The 18,862-nt window shown below is 36.1% G+C and carries 17 protein-coding genes; 15 read left to right on the forward strand and 2 right to left on the reverse strand.

What is annotated here, in order from left to right; translation table 11 throughout:
- Positions 1-201 precede the first annotated feature (201 nt).
- Positions 202-3,312: an ATP-binding protein gene (locus K429_RS30075; protein WP_231501912.1), complete on the forward strand. Its 3,111-nt coding sequence runs from the start codon at positions 202-204 to the stop codon at positions 3,310-3,312.
- A 68-nt stretch (positions 3,313-3,380) separates the two neighbouring features.
- On the opposite strand, the gene K429_RS0124145 is transcribed toward K429_RS30075, so the two are convergent.
- Together K429_RS0124145 and K429_RS0124150 are read right to left on the reverse strand one after the other, a co-directional pair.
- Positions 3,381-4,082 (reverse strand): DUF4373 domain-containing protein, encoded by a 702-nt coding sequence (locus tag K429_RS0124145; RefSeq protein ID WP_007218026.1) that lies wholly within the window; start codon positions 4,080-4,082, stop codon positions 3,381-3,383.
- A gap of 34 nt (positions 4,083-4,116) precedes the next feature.
- Positions 4,117-4,482 (reverse strand): SH3 beta-barrel fold-containing protein, encoded by a 366-nt coding sequence (locus K429_RS0124150; RefSeq protein ID WP_029328384.1) that lies wholly within the window; start codon positions 4,480-4,482, stop codon positions 4,117-4,119.
- 1,187 nt (positions 4,483-5,669) lie between these two features.
- Here K429_RS0124150 and K429_RS0124160 point away from each other — a divergent pair.
- The 14 genes from K429_RS0124160 to K429_RS0124225 all read left to right on the forward strand — a co-directional run bounded on the left by K429_RS0124160 (position 5,670) and on the right by K429_RS0124225 (position 18,784).
- Positions 5,670-6,206, forward strand: coding sequence for a UpxY family transcription antiterminator (locus K429_RS0124160; RefSeq protein WP_007218028.1), 537 nt, complete (start codon positions 5,670-5,672; stop codon positions 6,204-6,206).
- A 62-nt stretch (positions 6,207-6,268) separates the two neighbouring features.
- The gene (locus K429_RS0124165) at positions 6,269-6,757 is read left to right on the forward strand and encodes a UpxZ family transcription anti-terminator antagonist (RefSeq protein WP_029328386.1); all 489 of its coding nucleotides are present in this window, start codon (positions 6,269-6,271) and stop codon (positions 6,755-6,757) included.
- Between the two features lie 18 nt (positions 6,758-6,775).
- Positions 6,776-7,318: a dTDP-4-dehydrorhamnose 3,5-epimerase gene (gene rfbC / locus K429_RS0124170; RefSeq protein ID WP_029328387.1), complete on the forward strand. Its 543-nt coding sequence runs from the start codon at positions 6,776-6,778 to the stop codon at positions 7,316-7,318.
- Between the two features lie 243 nt (positions 7,319-7,561).
- Positions 7,562-8,947: a flippase gene (locus K429_RS0124175; protein ID WP_029328388.1), complete on the forward strand. Its 1,386-nt coding sequence runs from the start codon at positions 7,562-7,564 to the stop codon at positions 8,945-8,947.
- Positions 8,948-8,954: 7 nt separating this feature from the next.
- Positions 8,955-10,181 carry an O-antigen polymerase gene (locus K429_RS0124180; protein WP_029328389.1) on the forward strand — a complete coding sequence of 409 codons (1,227 nt, stop codon included), beginning with the start codon at positions 8,955-8,957 and terminating at the stop codon, positions 10,179-10,181.
- On the forward strand, positions 10,174-11,061 hold the full coding sequence (locus K429_RS0124185) for a hypothetical protein (RefSeq protein ID WP_029328390.1): 888 nt from the start codon (positions 10,174-10,176) through the stop codon (positions 11,059-11,061). The genes K429_RS0124180 and K429_RS0124185 overlap by 8 nt, the downstream gene beginning before the upstream one ends.
- Positions 11,054-11,518: a glycosyltransferase gene (locus K429_RS29115; protein ID WP_052340681.1), complete on the forward strand. Its 465-nt coding sequence runs from the start codon at positions 11,054-11,056 to the stop codon at positions 11,516-11,518. Before K429_RS0124185 ends, K429_RS29115 begins: the two co-directional genes overlap by 8 nt.
- Positions 11,519-11,944: 426 nt before the next feature.
- Complete coding sequence (locus K429_RS0124195) at positions 11,945-13,324, forward strand: bifunctional cytidylyltransferase/SDR family oxidoreductase (protein ID WP_029328391.1); 1,380 nt, start codon at positions 11,945-11,947, stop codon at positions 13,322-13,324.
- A gap of 1 nt (position 13,325) precedes the next feature.
- Positions 13,326-14,576 carry a CDP-glycerol glycerophosphotransferase family protein gene (locus tag K429_RS0124200; RefSeq protein ID WP_029328392.1) on the forward strand — a complete coding sequence of 417 codons (1,251 nt, stop codon included), beginning with the start codon at positions 13,326-13,328 and terminating at the stop codon, positions 14,574-14,576.
- A complete protein-coding gene (locus tag K429_RS0124205) occupies positions 14,573-15,091 on the forward strand; it encodes an acyltransferase (RefSeq protein ID WP_029328393.1) in 519 nt (172 codons plus the stop codon). The genes K429_RS0124200 and K429_RS0124205 overlap by 4 nt, the downstream gene beginning before the upstream one ends.
- Before the next feature lie 18 nt (positions 15,092-15,109).
- Positions 15,110-16,390, forward strand: coding sequence for a nucleotide sugar dehydrogenase (locus tag K429_RS0124210; protein ID WP_029328394.1), 1,281 nt, complete (start codon positions 15,110-15,112; stop codon positions 16,388-16,390).
- Positions 16,391-16,393: 3 nt separating this feature from the next.
- Positions 16,394-17,383: a glycosyltransferase family 2 protein gene (locus K429_RS0124215; RefSeq protein WP_029328395.1), complete on the forward strand. Its 990-nt coding sequence runs from the start codon at positions 16,394-16,396 to the stop codon at positions 17,381-17,383.
- 179 nt (positions 17,384-17,562) lie between these two features.
- On the forward strand, positions 17,563-18,180 hold the full coding sequence (locus K429_RS0124220; RefSeq protein WP_118437671.1) for a hypothetical protein: 618 nt from the start codon (positions 17,563-17,565) through the stop codon (positions 18,178-18,180).
- A gap of 13 nt (positions 18,181-18,193) precedes the next feature.
- The gene (locus K429_RS0124225; protein WP_029328397.1) at positions 18,194-18,784 is read left to right on the forward strand and encodes a sugar transferase; all 591 of its coding nucleotides are present in this window, start codon (positions 18,194-18,196) and stop codon (positions 18,782-18,784) included.
- The last annotated feature ends 78 nt before the right edge of the window (positions 18,785-18,862 follow it).

The raw sequence follows: 18,862 nt of genomic DNA on the forward strand, positions 1-18,862 counted from the left end.
TCAAAAGTACGCAGAATATGGAAGATACGCAATCCTCTTTAAAAATCTCTTTTCCAAAAACTGGGAATTCTCTGATTTTTAATTAGTTTTGCAGTCTAATTTCTCTATGATGTAGACCTTTTGTTCCTTGTGTGGTAAAGAATGGGTACACTTGGAGACTAAACTGTAATTTCGATGAAATATTTGCAAATAATAATCAGAGTGTTTATTATATTAGTTGCTTTCCTTTTAAATGCTGTTAATGTATTTGGCGAAGTATCCTCAGCATTTAAACCGGGCAATGAAGATAGAATATTGATTCTCAACGCATACAGTGGCTCTTCCCGATGGAGCAACGACTTTATCATCCCTATTTATAATTCCTATCAGCATAAAAATTCTCCTTATGTAGTGGATGTGGAGCACATGGGCAGTCAATTTATGCATTTACAAAATGCAGAAGAATTATTGGAATATGAAGAAAGTCTCTTTGGAAAATATGCAGACAATCCTCCAAAACTCCTGATTCTTTTAGGTAGTGCTTCCTGGGGTTTGCTGAGAGATGATATAGAAAAACAATGGAAAGATGTCCCTGTGATTCTTTGTACGGAGACGGATTACGTCGGTCCGCAAGAGGCTTATCTGGAGAGGCGCGCCATTCCGGTAGAAGAGAGAACTCCCTTGAAAGATTATAAAGGAGATTTGTCGCTGACTGTATTCTATGTACCTGCATATCTCAAAGAAACAGTTTCGCTAATGCAGGATTTGATGCCTGAAATGGATGAGTTGATATTTCTGTCGGATGCCCGGTATATAAGTGCCCAATTCCGTTCGGATTTAAAAGAGATTGTGGGCAAGAACTTTCCCGAACTTGAAATAAAGGATTATGTTGCCGGTGTAATGACTACCGATGCATTGGCGGATTCATTGAGCCATGCAGAGGCAAACAGCGGAGTTCTCTTTTGCTCATGGCATCAGGATACTCAAAAAGGGAATGTCGTATTAACCAATAATATTTCCAGAATTCTGAGCTATTATTCCTCTTCACCTATCTTCTCATTAGATAATACCGGATTGCAGCGGAACGGCCTGGTAGGCGGCTATTTCTTTGATGAAAAAACTGTTGGAAGAAAAGTGGTTGAGATTACCAATGGTGTTTTATCCGGTGTCAACGAGAAAGGAGCCCGTATCGTAGACTGTGGTGTGCCTACTCCCATGTTCAACTATTACGATCTTATGGAAGCCGGATTATCGCCTGGCTTGTGTCCTCCCAATTCAGTCTTTTATATGATGCCGCCCTCTTTCTGGGAACAACATAAATATAGTGTCATAATTGCCATTGTAGTCATCATGCTCTTGTTTATGTGGCTGCGGATGGGGTGGCTGTCCAGAGCAAGAAAAAAACAGGAAGAACAGATCAGACTGATGACCAGTTATCACAGTTTGTTTGAGAATATGCCCATCGTTTATTTGAAACAGCAACTGATTTACGACTCTGCGGGAAAGATTGTGGACTATATCACCGTGGAAGCCAATCCACGTTTTGAGAAATACTTCAAATCCATGGGTGAGGTCATTGGCAAAAAAGGAAGTGAGGCGGATCCGAAAGGTTTTGAAAGGATGTGCCACCTCTATAGCATGGTTACTTCCACTCAAAAGGAACTTTCTTATCAATACTATTACGAAAATATAGGTAATTATTTCAATGTGATTCTGACGCCTTCCAAGCATAAGGGATTCATTGATGTTTTCTGCGTAGACAATACCGAACTGGCCGAGACACAACAGATGTTGCGTTCCGCTAATCATAAATTGTCAATGTCGCTGGATGTGGCGAATATCGTTCCTTGGAAATGGGATCTGGAAAAGGGTACCATGCTCTGTGATGTGAACCGTCCGGTGGAGCTTAGCCATGACGACAGCATGATGAACGAAGATCAGCTTTCCGTACCCGATTACCAATATTTTGCCAAAATCTGTAAGGAAGATAGGGAACGGGTAAAGAAAGCCTATAAGGAACTGACGGAAGGTAATGTTTCTAAAATTAAGGAAGAATATCGTGTGATAGTCCGCAAGAATGGCGTGGCGCGTTATGAATGGGTTGAGGCTCAGGCCACGGTTGATAAGCGGGATGAAAAGGGCAATCCGATTACTTTGATCGGTTCTTCTCTCGTGATCACCGGGCGAAAGAAAATGGAAGAAGATTTGATTACGGCAAAAGAAAAAGCAGAAGAATCCAATCGTCTTAAATCAGCTTTCCTGGCTAATATGAGCCATGAAATACGTACCCCGCTCAATGCCATTGTCGGTTTTTCCAGTATTCTGGCGGATGCGGAAGAGCCGGAAGAAAAAGAAGAATACATCAATATTATCGAGAACAATAATACCCTGTTGTTGCAACTCGTAGGAGATATTCTGGATCTTTCCAAGATTGAGTCCGGAACACTTGAGTTTGTCTATTCTGATATAGATCTGAATGCCTTGTTTCAGGAGTTGGAAGAATCCGCCCGGCTCCGCCAGAAAAATGATGCGGTTGTCATCCGATATCTGCCGGAAATGCCGGATTGTTTTGTAAACATTGAGAAGAACAGGCTGACACAAGTGGTAACCAATATGATGAATAACGCTATGAAGTTTACCCCCAGTGGAAGCATCACTTTTGGTTATCATCTGAAAAATACTGATTTTCTCTATTTCTATATCACGGATACGGGATATGGAATTGAAAAAGACAAGAAAGATACTGTGTTCGGTCGTTTTGTAAAGCTTGATTCGTTCTCGCAGGGCACAGGATTGGGACTCTCTATTTGCCAAAGTATTGTAGAGAATCTGGGTGGTGAGATTGGTGTGGAATCGGAACCCGGCAAGGGCTCTACTTTCTGGTTTACTCTTCCTTATCGTCCCGTTGAGCTCAAATCAGTGAGGGAACAGAAGGAACACCGGTTGAATAAAGTGGAGAGTAAACTCACAGTTCTGATAGCTGAGGATAATGAGAGTAATTTCCTGTTGTTCGAATCTATCCTGAAGCGTCAGTACAACATTCTCCATGCCTGGGATGGGGAAGAGGCGGTGGAGCTATTCAAGCAATACAACCCCCATCTGATATTGATGGATATCAATATGCCTAAAAAGACCGGTTACGAAGCTACACAACTTATACGTGAAATGTCGCCGACGGTCCCGATTATGGCAGTGACAGCTTATGTCTATGCCGAAGATGAAGAACGCATTCTGAACAGTGGTTTTGATGCGTACACTTCTAAACCTATCAATGCGCAGAAGCTGCAAAGCGATATTGTGGACTTGCTTAAAAAGCAGCTGATATTTATGTAGGATGATCAGGGGAGGTATGTCATAATTAGCTTATACTTGCAAAGTATAAACTAATTATGATCATCTACTTAATTTTGCAACAGCTTCAGAATATATTTTCCGGGCATCACAATCCTTGCTTTCATCTGTGGCGAATTGTTGATGTCATAGATGATTTTCCATATTTTGCCTCCCAGTCTTCCAAAGTCGGTCAGTCTGAGAATGGCATTTTTCTCTTTTAAGGATGTCACTTTTTGCCGTTCCAATTCTTCTATCAATCCTTCATAGTTGTGTGTCTGTTTGTTGAGTGCATACTCCGGTGGAACAAGAAGAATCTCCTCATTCTTCCTCGTGTCTCCCTGGGGAGATATAGAGGGGATTGTTTCATTCTCTTTATTCTCTTTGTTTGTAGCTAAAGCGTTGCTTGCCTTGGCATCTCTGATTTTCTGTTGGTTAGCCAGCCCTCCACGACGGCCTGACTCTCTTTTTGCGTCCTGTTGGGCGTCCCATGGTTTCATGCGCAGTGTGAGTCCGGGCGATGAAAAGCTTGTGCCGTTTACCTCGAAGAGTGCATAGTCATATATGATCCGCTTCAGGGTGGTTACCGTAACTCTCATTTTCTGTGCCAGTATGGGCAATACTCTTAAGTCTGCCTTATATCCGTCCTGTAATCTTAGAAATTCCAGCAGCATCCAGTAGATACCGTATCCTTTCATTCCCTCTTTTTGCATCATTATCATCATTTTAAAGTTATTACCTGCATTAGCATCATGTAATAGATATGAATCCATAATCTTTTGTTTTTTAATTTTCAACTCTCAATTTTCAACTTACCACCGGTTTCCATTCCAGGAAGTTCTCGATCTGGAACGTTCTCCATCCCTGTTGCTCTATATCCCAGTACACTACATGGTTCTGAATACGCTCGATGTCGTATTTGCGGTGGAAATCGGCTTCGTAATGTATCAGTGTTCCTCTTCCCATGTAAAAATCTCCATTTTGTTTTCGATAGGCTATCAGTGCACATCCGTATGGCATGTAGGCAGTTAATTGTAAAATTCGTCGTGCCATCCATGCGATGGTTTCTTCGGATAAGTCTGTTTCCTGCCCAATCTGTTTCTTCCATAGATTCTCCACTCTTTCGTCTTTCGTTACATACTTTTGTTGGTGTCCCAACGTTTGTTTCTCCATCTTAATGATTTTAGTTGTTTATAAATGGTTTATAATCAACCGTCTGTGATGGCTACACCCTTTGTCTTGGATAGCTACACCCTTTTTAGGTTAGGGCTACACCATCCCGGTGGAAGGGTGTAGCCCTTTCACTATCCTGTTGACGGGGCAAAATTATGCCCTTTCTTTGGAGTTAACTATTACCGATTAATCTTTACATCATATCCATAGGGATCTATATGTTCTGTATCTTCCTTCTGTATCACCGCCCATATACTCTCTATCTCGGTTCTTAAGCTGCTTGTTTTTAGAGGTATATGTTTTCCTTTCACATGCTTTCTGATTTTGCCCGTACTGTCCCACCACTCTATAAAATCACTGATTGTATGGACTTCCGTACCTTCAAAACCGCCTAATTTGAAGCATCTCAGGGCGCCTACCAACAGATGGGTATTTGCTCCGTAATACTTTCTCGAAGCTAATAAATTTTCATTTATTACATTCGCTTTGTCTTGTTCTATACTATCGTCTTCCTTCTGATTATCAGATTTGTACGATTTACTTCTCAGCTGATTTCCGTTCAGCTTTTTGTTTTTTTTAATTCTGTCATGACTTAAATGATTAATTAACCGTTAGGTAATATTAACGTGGTTAAAAAATACGAAAGTAGATAATTTAATTGGAATGGGAGGGGAGTAGGGTGGAAAATGATGGATGAAAATTTGTTTTTGGGTAATAATGTGTTGTATATTAATTGTTTAAATCCTATTTTATGGGGTGTTCAAAAAATGTTCGTTTAATGTGCACAAAGATAAAGGTGTTTTTTTGAATGACAAAATGTTTGATAAAAAAGATTTCGTAATATAGTGTTTTTTCTACTTAAATATCTGATTATAAGCGATAAAAAACTTGTAAAAATATTAGTTAATATCTATTCCTTTCATTCTTTCTCTGACTTTATCAGATTTAAAAAACTTTACGCATATAAAACGAACGATTAAAAGACGATTTATTAGCTTAATTCATTCGTTTATAGCTTTTTACCTGCAATGTAATCAAGGTAATGAACAGCTACGAAAAATCAATAGGCAAGAAGAACACAATACTTGCCATATCTTACATAAAGTGTTCGCAAGTGATTGAAATTCAAGTGTATGCAAGAACTTCAAAGCCCCGAGAGAACACCCTTTTCTGAAATAACCCTTGAAATGGAAGCGGATAAAGAGACTGAAATATGGTATGCGATGCGTGCCACGTACCGTAGAGAGCCTGATGCTATGCGTCTGCTTGAAAAGGAAAAAATGGGTTGTTTCGTTCCCATGCAATACAAGATTAGCATAAAGAAAGGTAAGAAAGTCCGTGCTTTGGTTCCGGTTGTACATAACTTACTTTTTGTCCATGCCCGTCCTTCCGAGGTGAAACGCATCAAATCACAGGTAAGCTATTTGCAATACATTACGGATACCCGTAGCGGTCAGAAAATCATTATCTCCGACAGTGAGATGCAACGCTTTATTGCAGTAGCTGGTACTTACAATGACCATCTTATGTACTTCCAACCTGATGAGTTGAATTTGTCCAAAGGTACAAAAGTTCGTATCACGGGCGGTGACTTCGAGGGGCAGGAAGGTCTTTTTCTGAAAGTAAAAGGTGCACGTGATCGTCGTGTGGTTATCGAGATACAAGGTGTTATTGCCGTTGCGCTTGCTACCATTCATCCGGATCTTATAGAAGTAATCAAATAATTGACGATCGGCGGTTGCCATTGAACAGCTGATAAATCACAAATTATAAATCATAAATCATTATGTCTCTTTCTGAAGAAACACTTGCTCTTCAGCGTGCAGCGCACGATCTGATGTATTTAGGTATGGACGGTAATCCGGTCTATAGCGACGACCTTTCCCGTCGTAACGGTGAAGTTTATCGCCTGACTACGGCTTTGTATAATTCCGGTGTCAAAGGTTCTACAGTTGAAGAACAGGCTAATGTTTGTCTCGCTCTTCTGATGGGCTATAGTGCCTCGTTCATTGATCACGGTGAAAAGCAGAAGCATATCCAGGAAGTCTTGGATCGTTGTTGGGATATTCTTGATGCTCTTCCTGCTTCGTTACTGAAACTTCGTCTGCTCACTGCCTGCTATGGCGAGGTGTTTGATGAGCCTTTGGCGGATGAAGGCCGGGTTATTATTAATTCTTGGGATTCCGCATCGCTTACTGTTGAACAGCAAGAAGCTATTGCTGAGTTCTGGAATGTGATTGAAAATCCCTATCCATGGGAATACATTGATGAATAAAAACTACCTTTTAATAATATGGAAGTTCTAAAAACATTAATTGACGGTGTTGTAATCATTGAACCTCGTCTTTTTAAAGATGGGCGCGGCTACTTTTTTGAATCCTTCAATCAGAAAGAATTTGAGGAAAAAGTCTGCAAGACAACATTTGTGCAAGATAATGAATCCAAATCGTCTTACGGTGTTATTCGCGGATTACATTTTCAAAAGTCGCCTTTTGGCCAAAGTAAATTGGTTCGTGTTGTGAAAGGTGCTGTCCTTGACGTAGCTGTAGATATACGGAAAGGCTCTCCGACTTTTGGTCAACATGTATCAGTAGAGCTGACAGAAGATAATCATCGTCAATTTTTTATTCCTAGAGGTTTTGCTCATGGCTTCTCTGTTTTGAGTGATGAAGTTATCTTTCAATATAAATGTGATAATTTCTATGCCTTTCAATATGAGGGAGGAATAGCATGGGATGATCCTGATTTGGGAATAGACTGGAGAATACCTGTCAATAGAGTTCTCTTGAGTGGAAAAGATAGACTGTATCCAGTTTTGAAAGATGTTGATTTGTAAGTCATCAAATTATGATGATATAATAGAGCTTAACTATGTCACCATCATAAAAGTCTTTAAGTGTGTAGGGACTTCATTAATCTTCTACCGCTAAAATCAATTTGATAACAAGTCAATATTAAATTCAAAACAATTTTTTTACGAGACTTAGTTTTGGGCACTATAAAAGTACTTTAAAGAGTGTATGCCTTTAATTGAGTACTTACTTATATACAATAATTGATATAGAAAATTATTAGTGCATTGGCAAAGGCTAGTATTCTAAATAATGTTTTTTATAATGGTGCAGTTCAGACTTCAAGTATATTGTTGAACCTGCTATTAATGCCATATATTACCCGAATATTGGGCAAAGATGCACTTGGCATCAATTCGTTTGGACAAGCTATTGTCGGTTATTTCGTATTGCTGGGAAACTTGGGAATCACCATTTATGGTGCTAAAGCAATTGCTGAACGTAGAGATGATAAGAATAGTAAACAACAGAAATTTGCTGAATGTGTAACTTATCAATTCTTTTTCAATCTAATAGCTATTCTTTTATATAATAGTTGGGTTATTTTTCAAGGAGATTATATATATTTCTTGTTTAATATCATCATTCTTACCTCTATGACAGATCTTTCATGGGCATATACCGGTATGGAAAGATTTGATTTAATTGCTGTTCGGAACTTAGTAATTAAAATTGTAGGTACTTTACTCATTTTTCTTTTTGTAAAGCAACAGGAAGATTTATCCTTGTTTATTATCATTCAGCAAGGGGGTTTATTAATTAGTAATGTTGTTTTTTGGTTTGAGTTGGATAAATTGGAGATTGTTCCTCGATTTTCATCGTTAACTCTCTCCTTGAAAAATATATTTAAGCCTGCGATATTCGTTTTTATTCCAAGTATTTTTACCTCCTTATATCTCTCTTTAAATAAAGTTATGCTAGGATATTTGTCAGGTGTAGATGAAGTTGCAATTTATGATTATCCCAATAGGCTAGTACGTATCGGCATTACTTTTATAGGAATTTTGGGTACTGTAATGATGCCCCGATTAGCTTATTTACATCATAATCAGTCGAAACAAGAATATCAGAATAAAACGAAGGATTTATTTAGATATTCATTATTAATAAGTGTCCCTGCTTTTTTTTTATTAGAGTTAGTAGCATTGCCATTGTGTGACATATTTTTTTCTGAAGCATTTGAAGGTGCTGACATGGTTATGAAAATTGTTGCACCCACTTTGATCACATCTGGCCTCAGTCTGTATGTAATTTATGTGAGTCTAAATAGAATGAAGATCTTCTTAAATTGTGTTGCCATAGGGGCGTTGGTTAGCTTAGTTCTAAATATTTTGCTGATGCCCCGATATGGAGCTACGGGAGCTGCTATCAGTTTGTTGGCAACCGAGATGGTGGTACATATATTGTTACTATATTATTTGCGTTCAATTTATTCATTAAAATGGTTATTACACTATCTTCTTAAAATTATTGCAATCTGTACGTTTATTTATATACTATTGGTAATTGTATTAGGAGACATTCTGTCTTTACTGGAAATGTGTCTTGCAATATTGTCTTATGGAATCTTATATGGCTTGTGCTTTCTGCTTTATTTAAGGAAAACTATGTAGATATTGTATGGGCATACTTACTTTTTTCTTTTTACTCGTTTTATTGCTGCTGATATATAATTATGTGAAAGATTTTTTTCACCCTGCAGTTGTTACTTTGTTATTATGGTGTATACTTGTATTGATATATAATGTTACAGACCATGAACTATATGATTTATCCAATCGATTTTATTGGGCATTGTTATTATGGATAATTCCATTTAGTTTATCGTCGATTCTTATTTGTAAGTTTGATTTTGCATTTGCACATTGTTTGTCAAAAAAGCATAATTACTGCGTAAACTTATTGTATCCAATTATGGTTGTTTCGCTTATTGTTGCAATATATGGATTATATACAAAAGGGCTATATTATAATGGAGATAATTTTTTTAATGGAATACGGGCTGCGGGAGTTGCTTTACTAAATGGAGAAGAAGAAACATTTGAATTACCGTTTTACATTCGTATTCCATCAACAATTGCAAGTTATTCGTTAATTGTTTTTTTAGCATTATACGATGACAAAAAGAAAAAAAAATACTATATTCTTTTTGCACTATTATTAGTGCTTTTCTTTGTTTTCCGAAGTAATAAATCAGTAATAGCTCAGTTGATATTTTCCTTATTGGTAGTTCATTGTTTAGGTAGAAAAATTTCTTTTAAGAATATACTTATATATCTAGCAGGATTCGTACTATTGATGTTTGCAGCTCATCTATTAAGAAGTAAGGATAGCTCTGAATTTGATATAGTGAAATTTATTTCGGTTTATTTATTGTCCCCTCTTCCTGGATTTGATAATATATTGAATAATCATTATAATTATATTTCCTCATTTAATGGAGAATATACTTTCCGCTTTTTTATTCCTTGCTTGCAGTTATTAGGATTTGATGTAGAGGTAAATGCAGATTCATTCAATTTGCATAACTGGACTTATACTCCTTTGCCTGTAAATGTATATACCATTATGTTCAATTTCTATGTGGATTATGGTTTTGTTGGTATATTTTGTTTCTCTACTTTCTTGGGTGCATTTTTTGGTATTTTATATAAATATGCGAAACGTAATTATCAAATGTTTAGAGTTTTGTATGCTAATTTTTTTTATGTTTTAGTATTTCAGTTTTTTAGTGATAATTTCTTTACTTTTATGGGTTCTGTATTAGCTACTATTTTTTTTACGCTATTTATATATCTACATATATCTCTCCGTAAAACGATAATTAAAAAAACGATTAATGAGTAATTTTGTTTGTCGCAGAAAAATTAGAAAGATAGGAGTTATGATACTGTTTTTCATTTTAGTTTCTTTCTTGTACTCTTATACTTCTTTACGAAATGTTAAATACTTTCCTGTAGAAACCAATTTTCAAAAGAAATGGGGACAAGGAATGGCAATACATGGACAATATGTTTTTCTGCTGACTAATACAGGGTTATGTAGAATTTATGATATGAGAAAGGGGGTGTTTGCAGGCTCCTTAGTATTAGCATCTGCTCATGCGAAAAATCATGCAAACAATGCTTGTTTTGGTGTTGAATATTCAAAGGATAATAATAAATTTCCTGTATTATATGTTTCTGAATGTGAAGCTCCATATAGATGCTATGTAGAGAATATTACGGAATATGAATCTCGTTTAATTCAGATAATACAATTTCGGATAGATAATAAACCTCAAGCAGTACATGATTGGATTGTAGACAGAGAAACTAATCATATTTATGCTATTACTCAGTTATATCCATTTAATAAAGAACAGAATGGATTTGTTACTCAAATTGTAAAATTTGGCTTACCATCTATTAATACTCAAGAAGTGATATTGAGTGATGTTGATATAGAGGATTCTTTTGAAGTCTTTTTTCCTCATATTTTGCAAGGAGGAGTAATACATAATCATACTCTTTATTTACCATCAGGTGCTTCTGCTGATAGTCAAGTCCAATATGGCAAAGAAAAGGCTCTTGTTATAATAGACCTGAAAGAGAAAGATATAAAAAGAATAATAGATGTACAGGATATTTTGAATAATGAGCCGGAAGGAGCTGCGTTTTGGGGTAAATTTCTAATGGTTTCTTGTGCTCCTAAAGGATTATACCAATTTTTCTTGAAAGATGAATGATATATTAGTATCCATAATTATAGTAAATTATAATACATGTCCTTTGACATGTGCGTGTATAGATTCAATTTTCCAAAATGTTCATTCTTGTAAGTTTGAGGTTATTTTGGTAGATAATGCTTCTTCGGATGATTCTATAATTGAAATAAAAAGAAGATATGCATCATCTGTTAAATTAGTAGCAAGTGATTATAATTTAGGCTTTGGACGAGCCAATAATTTGGGAGTAAAGCATGCCTTTGGACAATATCTGTTTTTATTGAATTCGGATACGATATTAAGGAATGACCCTTTCGCATATTTTTTCGAGTTTTTTCATACAAGGGAAAATATAGGCGCATTAGGTGCTTATTTGAAAGATGGTAATGGAGTTTACACTAAAAGTGGTGGCAATTTCTATTCGATGAGCAAATATCTCATGATGGGAGCGAAAAGACTTTTTTTTTGTTCCTTCTAACGAAGAAATCCCATTATCGAATGATTCCTGTGAAGTAGAATACGTGATAGGAGCAGATTTATTTATCAGGAAAGAATTGTTTGAAAAAATAGGAATGTTTAATAAACACATCTTTATGTATTTTGAAGATGTAGAGTTATGTAAACGTCTTCACAATGCTGGTTATCGTTCCTATCTTATTCCAGGACCTGAAATTATTCATTTTGTTAAATCTAGTTCTACATCACAATTTTCACGAGTGTACAATACCGCTTCTTTGATGTATTGCATACAAAAGGAACATAATTATTTAAATTTTCTCCTTTTTCAGATAGCCTATTTTTTGTTGAAAACCCCTCTGTTACTGAATATTAGAAATATCAGAAAAGAATGGGAATATATCAGTAGTATATTTAAGTATAAACAATATTTGGTAAAATAAAAGATATGAAAAATATAGCCATAATTTTAGCAGGCGGCATAGGTAGCCGTTTGAACGCAGGAATCCCCAAACAGTTTTTGAAAGTAGCAGGGCTCACTGTAATTGAACATACGATATCGACATTTCAACGTCATAGCCTCATTGATGAGATAGCCATTGTTGCTAATGAGGCTTATCATCATAAAATTGGGGAATATGTTGTGAAAAACAAATTCTCTAAAGTGAAGAAGATTTTGATGAGTGGCGCGGAAAGACATTACTCTTCTTTATCTGCCATTAAAGCTTATGAAAATGAGGAGGAATGTAATTTGATATTTCATGATGCAGTTCGTCCTTTAATAAGCTCTCAAATAATAGATCGGGTGATAGTTGCCTTACAAAATTATGAAGCGATAGATGTTGCAATTCCCTCGACCGATACGATTATACAGGTTGATAGTAACAATACAATTATGGGGATTCCCCTCCGTCGAATGTTAAGGAGAGGGCAAACTCCTCAAGGATTCCGTTTGAACACAATAAAAACCGCTTATGAGAAAGCATTAAAAGATTCTGATTTCATCACCACGGACGATTGTGGTGTGGTGTTGAAGTATCTTCCTGAAACAAAAATATGTGTGGTAGAGGGGGAAGATAGCAATATGAAGTTGACTTATAAAGAGGATTTCTATTTGATAGAGAAGTTGTTCCAATTACGAATGATTAATTTTCAAGAGCATGTACTGACTGATGATGAAAAAGAAAAATTGCAGGGAAAAGTAATTGTTCTTTTCGGTGCATCATCTGGTATAGGTTTGGACTTGATGAATCTGTGTAGGGATTGTGGAGCTGTTGTATATGGTTTCAGCAGAAGTATGAACCATGTAGATATTAAAGATTTGGATAGTGTGCGTTCTGCTTTTTCTTTAGTTGCCAAAGAGATGAATAGGATAGATTATGTTGTTGATACGGCATCCGTTCTTTATAAAGAGCCGTTGGCGCACATTAGTTATGAGCGGATAGAGGAGGCTATAGATATCAATTATAAGGGAATGGTATATGTGGCTAAAGAGGCTTATAACTATCTTGAAAAGAGTCGTGGGCAATTAGTATTTTATACTTCCAGTTCTTATACACGTGGTCGCATGAATTATAGTATCTATTCGTCTACGAAATGCGCTACTGTAAATTTTGTGCAGGCTTTAGCGGAAGAATGGGGAGGTTTGGGAGTTCGTGTGAATTGTGTGAATCCGGAGCGGACAAAGACTCCTATGCGTACCAAAAACTTTGGAATAGAACCTGAAGACACTTTGTTGAAATCAATGGATGTAGCAGTAGTAACAGCTAAACTCTTAGTCTCTGATTTAACCGGGCAAGTAATAGATGTAAAGCTAAAATCAATATAAAATGAAGACATTAAAATTGTTGAAGACATTTCTGAAGATGCGTAGCAAACGATATCTCTTAAATCGATTGCTAGAAGTTGTACTGGGATACCCTTTATATGTTTTCTCCTTTTTGTGTGTTCGTGACAGAAATAAATGGCTATTTGGAACCAATGTCGGATTTGTAGATAACGCTAAATATTTATTTATATATACCAATGAACAGAAAGACAAAATTCGTCCCATTTGGATAACATCATCTAAAGATGATGTAGAAAGAATTCATAAAATGGGATTTGAGGCATATCCTAAGTATTCGATAAAAGGATTGTATCACTCATTAACAGCTCATGTTTATGTTTTTACATATCATTCTAAAGATATAAATTTTTTTACTTCTGGTAATGTGTGCAAGATTAACTTGTGGCATGGTGTTGGAATTAAAGGGGGAAATGGAGGTAAAAAAGATAACAATTTTGCTTCGAAGAAGAATAGTAGTTATTTAACCAAAATACTTCTTCCGCATATGTATGAAAAGAATACTCTGTTTTTGTCTACCTCCGATATGATGGATAAGCATTTTAAGCAAATGTTTTCTTTGGATGATAAGGTTATTTTTGATGCAATCTATCCTCGTTGCTATTATATGTGTAAATCTAAGAAGGAAATTCTTTCATTTATTGATAAATATGAACCCAAATCAATGAGGGAAATGATTGCTAAATTGTATAATTATGATAAAGTATATCTTTACATGCCGACTTGGCGAGGTAACTTGAATGATGATTTTATACATGAAGCTAATTTTGATTTTGAGAAGCTAAATGACATTTTAGTAAAACAGAATAGATTATTTATATTGAAACTTCATCCTGCAGTAAGAATATTGCAGAATGTAAATGAAAAGGAGTATTCTAATATTTGTTTTTTGGATAAGAGATTAGATATTTATCCTCTTCTTCCTTTTGTTGACATCCTTATAACAGATTACTCATCTATATATTATGATTTCTTGTTATTAAACAAAGGTGTTTTATTGTATCCATTTGATAAACAACGTTTCATAGAAAATAGTAATGATTTGGCTTTTGATTACGACGAATATACACCGGGAAAAAGAGTTTATTCTATGACAGACTTTTTATCTGTTATTGCATCAGACGATATTCTAGAAATTGATGGTAAAGATAAAATGAGGATATTGTATGCTTTTTGGGGTAAAGCAGATAAAAACAGATTAGATCTCCTATATGACAAGATAAAGACTGTATGAAGCATCGTTTACTGTTATTATATTCTTGGCTGGTTAAAACTGTACTGTTTTTTTTTCCTGACATTCCGTTGATTATGAGATTTCGGGGATTCTTATATAGTTTAGGAATGCCTTCATGTGGAAGTAATTTTCAAGTAGCTCATAACGTAATATTGAATTCTATTGAAGGACTTGCTGTTGGAAATAATGTCTATCTGGCAATGGGAAATATCATATATGCTCATGGAAAAGCTATTATTGGGAACAATGTAATGTTTGGTCCTGACTGTTTACTGACTACTGGAAATCATACTTTTGGGAATGGCTCATATCGTTACGGTGCATCTGTAGAGAAAGAAGTCAGAATTAAAGATGGCTGTTGGATTGCAGCTCATTGTATAATATTACCAGGTTCCGTATTACCAGCACGCTCTATATTGGCTGCAGGTGCTGTGTTAACAAAGCATTTGCAGGAAGCGCGTGAAGATGCTATTTATATAGGCATTCCTGCCAGGTTTGTAAAAAAAAGAATTTAATTTTTAGCAGAATATTTCATGGATCAGATTAAAATTGCCGTAATCGGCCTCGGTTACGTAGGGCTTCCTTTGGCCCGCCTTTTTTCGACGAAGTATAAAACAGTGGGTTTTGATATGAACCAATTGCGTGTGGATGTTTTGATGGCAGGACACGATGCTACATTGGAGGTCTCAGATGAGTTGCTTCAAGATGCTATTCTAAATCATGGTTTTGTCTGTACAACAAAGTTGGAAGATATTAAAGATTGCAATTTTTATGTTGTTGCAGTTCCCACTCCTGTAGATGTAAATAACCGTCCGGATTTGAAGCCGCTATGGGAAGCCAGTAAAACTGTTGGAAAAGTTATATCAAAGGGGGATATTGTAGTTTATGAATCTACAGTTTATCCGGGGGTCACTGAGGAAGAGTGTTTACCAGTTGTAGAAAAGGTCTCGGGTTTGAAATTTAACGTCGATTTTTTTGCTGGTTATTCCCCAGAACGTATTAACCCGGGAGATAAGGAGCACACAGTAGAGAAAATTAAAAAAGTAACTTCTGGATCAACTCCTGAAATTACAGACATTGTGGATAGTGTATATAATTCAGTTTTGGTGAACGGTACTCACAAGGCTCCAAGCATTAAGGTGGCGGAAGCTTCTAAAATTATTGAAAACTCTCAGCGAGATGTGAATATTGCCTTTATGAATGAATTGGCGAAAATATTCAATGCAATGGGTATAGATACGAGCGATGTAATAGAGGCTGCTGCTTCCAAATGGAACTTTATCAAACTGAAACCAGGATTGGTAGGTGGACATTGCATTAGCGTAGATCCATATTATTTGATACAGAAAGCGCAAGTCTATGGCGTACTACCACGGGTGATGTCTGCTGCGCGTAGATTGAATGATGGTATGGGGGATTATGTAGCTAATCAAGTGATTAAATTGATGAATAAAAAAGGTGTCTTGGTGAAGGATGCTAAAATTTTGCTGTTAGGTATCACATTTAAAGAAAATTGTCCGGACATCCGTAATACAAAGATTGTGGATATTTATAGCACATTATCTGAATATACTAAAAACATTGCAGTATATGATCCGTGGGCGGACCCTGCTAAAGTTTACCATGAATATGGTATTTTTCTTACAGAAAACTCTTTGGAAGAGTTGCGTGGGGAATTTGACGTTGTTGTGTTAGGTGTAGCCCATGATACTTTTAAAAATGAAAATATTCGTTCTTTCTTGAAAAATATGGATGGGGTAGTATATGATGTAAAGGGCATTTTGGATAGGGAAATTATAGACGGAAGACTATAAGTTATGCTTTCTGTTATTTGTCCTATTTATAATGAAGCAAAATATATTGATGTGTGCATTCAATCTATTTTGCTTCAAGATTATCCTAAAGAACACTTGGAAGTGTTATTTGTGGATGGCATGAGCCAGGATGGTACTCGTGATATAGTGGGTAACTATTCTAAGCAATATCCTTTTATCCATTTGTTGGATAATGAAAAACGCATAGTGCCGATAGCTATGAATATTGGAATAAAAGCATCAAAGGGAGATGTTATCATGCGTTTAGATGCTCATGCACAATATCCGACAAACTATTTTTCGATATTAGTGAAAGCACTGAAATCTTTGGATGCTGATAATGTTGGAGCTGCTTGCCGAACGGATGTGCTTAATAAGACACCTAAATCTTTGGTTATTAGAGAGGTGTTGAGTAATAGATTCGGTGTGGGGAATTCTACATTTCGTTTAGGAGTTGACAAGGTGATGGAGGTAGATACAGTTCCTTTTGGCTGTTGGAAAAGGGATGTCTTTGATAAATATGGAGTCTACGATGAACGTTTGATTCGAAACCAGGATATAGAACTGAATAAGCGCATAGTACGTGGAGGAGGGCATATTTATATTGTGCCTGATACGTATTGTGTTTATTTAGCTCGTGAGACATTCAAAGGGGTGGCGAAGAACAATTTTGGAAATGGGAAATGGAATATATTGACAGTGTACTATACGAAACAAATGAAATCCCTTTCAATAAGACATTTTGTACCGTTATTGTTTTTGTTGTCTTTGATTGTTCCATTGGTTATGATGTTGTTCTATTTTCCGGCTGTAATTATTTCGTTAACCTCCTTATTATTGTACCTCATTTCGATTTCTGTAATCAGTTTATCATTGTCTCTGAAAAAAAAACTGTGTTTCAGTTATTTGATGATGACTTTTGTGGTTTTGCATTTATCGTATGGATGGGGATCTTTGAATGGGATAATTAGTGTATTGAAGTATGGAAAATAGTTTTACTTTATATAAGGGGTGTTGGCTGCGTAAATGTCCTCCACATAGTAGTCGTTATTTGAAAACACATGAATGTGATAAATTGTTAAACAGGGGGGTATCTGTTAAGGAATGTTTATGATTGGGATTGCGAGCATGAAACTTCATTTTGGTTTGTCATAAAGGATTCTTTTGGAGGAATGGAAGAGCTGTCTTCAAAAATGAGAAATCAAGTGAAGAAATCGTTGAAGACATACGATGTGTGTCGTGTATCGGCAAATGAGATGCTTCGGGTAGGTTTTCCTATTTTTCAAGTAGCGGTAGAAAACTATAAAGTGAAGGCTACTCGGATAACTATGGATGCTTTTGAAACTAGAATACAGCAAAGTGAAAAAGCAGGCAATGTTGATTTTTGGTGTGTATATACAAAGGAAACCCATAAGGCGGTAGCGTTAGCCATTAATACGCTTCATAAGGATTGTTGTGAGTATAATACCATGAAGGCTGACCCTTCTTATTTGAGAAATTCCACTTATCCTTATTATGGGCTTATCTATGAAATGAATTGCTATTATTTACAAGAACTGGGTTTTAAGTATGTAAGTGATGGCGCTCGAAGTATTACGGAACACTCTAATATTCAGTCTTTTTTGATAGATAAATTCCATTTTAGAAAAGCTTATTGTCAACTGCAGATAGTTTACCAATGGTGGATGAAAATTGCTATAAATATATTATTCCCCTTTCGTAAGCTGATTTCTGTTCAATCTGTAAAAGCTATTTTGAATATGGAAGCAATGCGAAGAAATAAGTATTGATGATTTTTTTATTATGTTATTAAAATCTCTTTTCGATCGTGGAGGTTCCTTCTTCGGTCTTATCTTTTTGTCTCCTGTTCTATTGGTTGTAGCTCTCTTGATTCGTATCAAGATGTCAGGTGGTCCTGTTATCTTCAAGCAGAAAAGGGTTGGACAACATGGTAAGCTGTTTACCATGTACAAATTCCGTTCTATGATCGTCAGCCATTCCGGTAGTTCTGTTTCTGTGAAAGGAGAGAGCCGCATCACTCCTTTGGGGGCGAAATTGCGGAAATATAAATTAGATGAATTACCCGAATTATGGAATGTGCTGATAGGTGACATGAGTTTTGTCGGTCCCCGTCCGGATATTCCGGGATATGCGGATAAGCTGAAGGGCAACGATAGAAGAATGCTGCTGCTGAAACCGGGAATTACCGGGCTAGCGAGTTTGAAATACCGAAATGAAGAAGAATTATTAGCACAACAGGAAGATCCTCAAAAATACAATGATGAGGTACTGTTTCCCGACAAAGTGAGAATTAATATAGAATATTTGGATCACTGGTCTTTCTGGAATGACATTAAAATCATTATTTATACAATATTTGGAAAAGATTTGTAGTATCATAAAATGGTTATTTGTGCCTTATTATCTATGGCGTAAATAGCCTTTCTTTTTATACTCTTACTTTTCTATATT

The organism is Bacteroides sp. 14(A), assembly GCF_000526555.1.
GTDB classification, from domain to species: domain Bacteria; phylum Bacteroidota; class Bacteroidia; order Bacteroidales; family Bacteroidaceae; genus Bacteroides; species Bacteroides cellulosilyticus.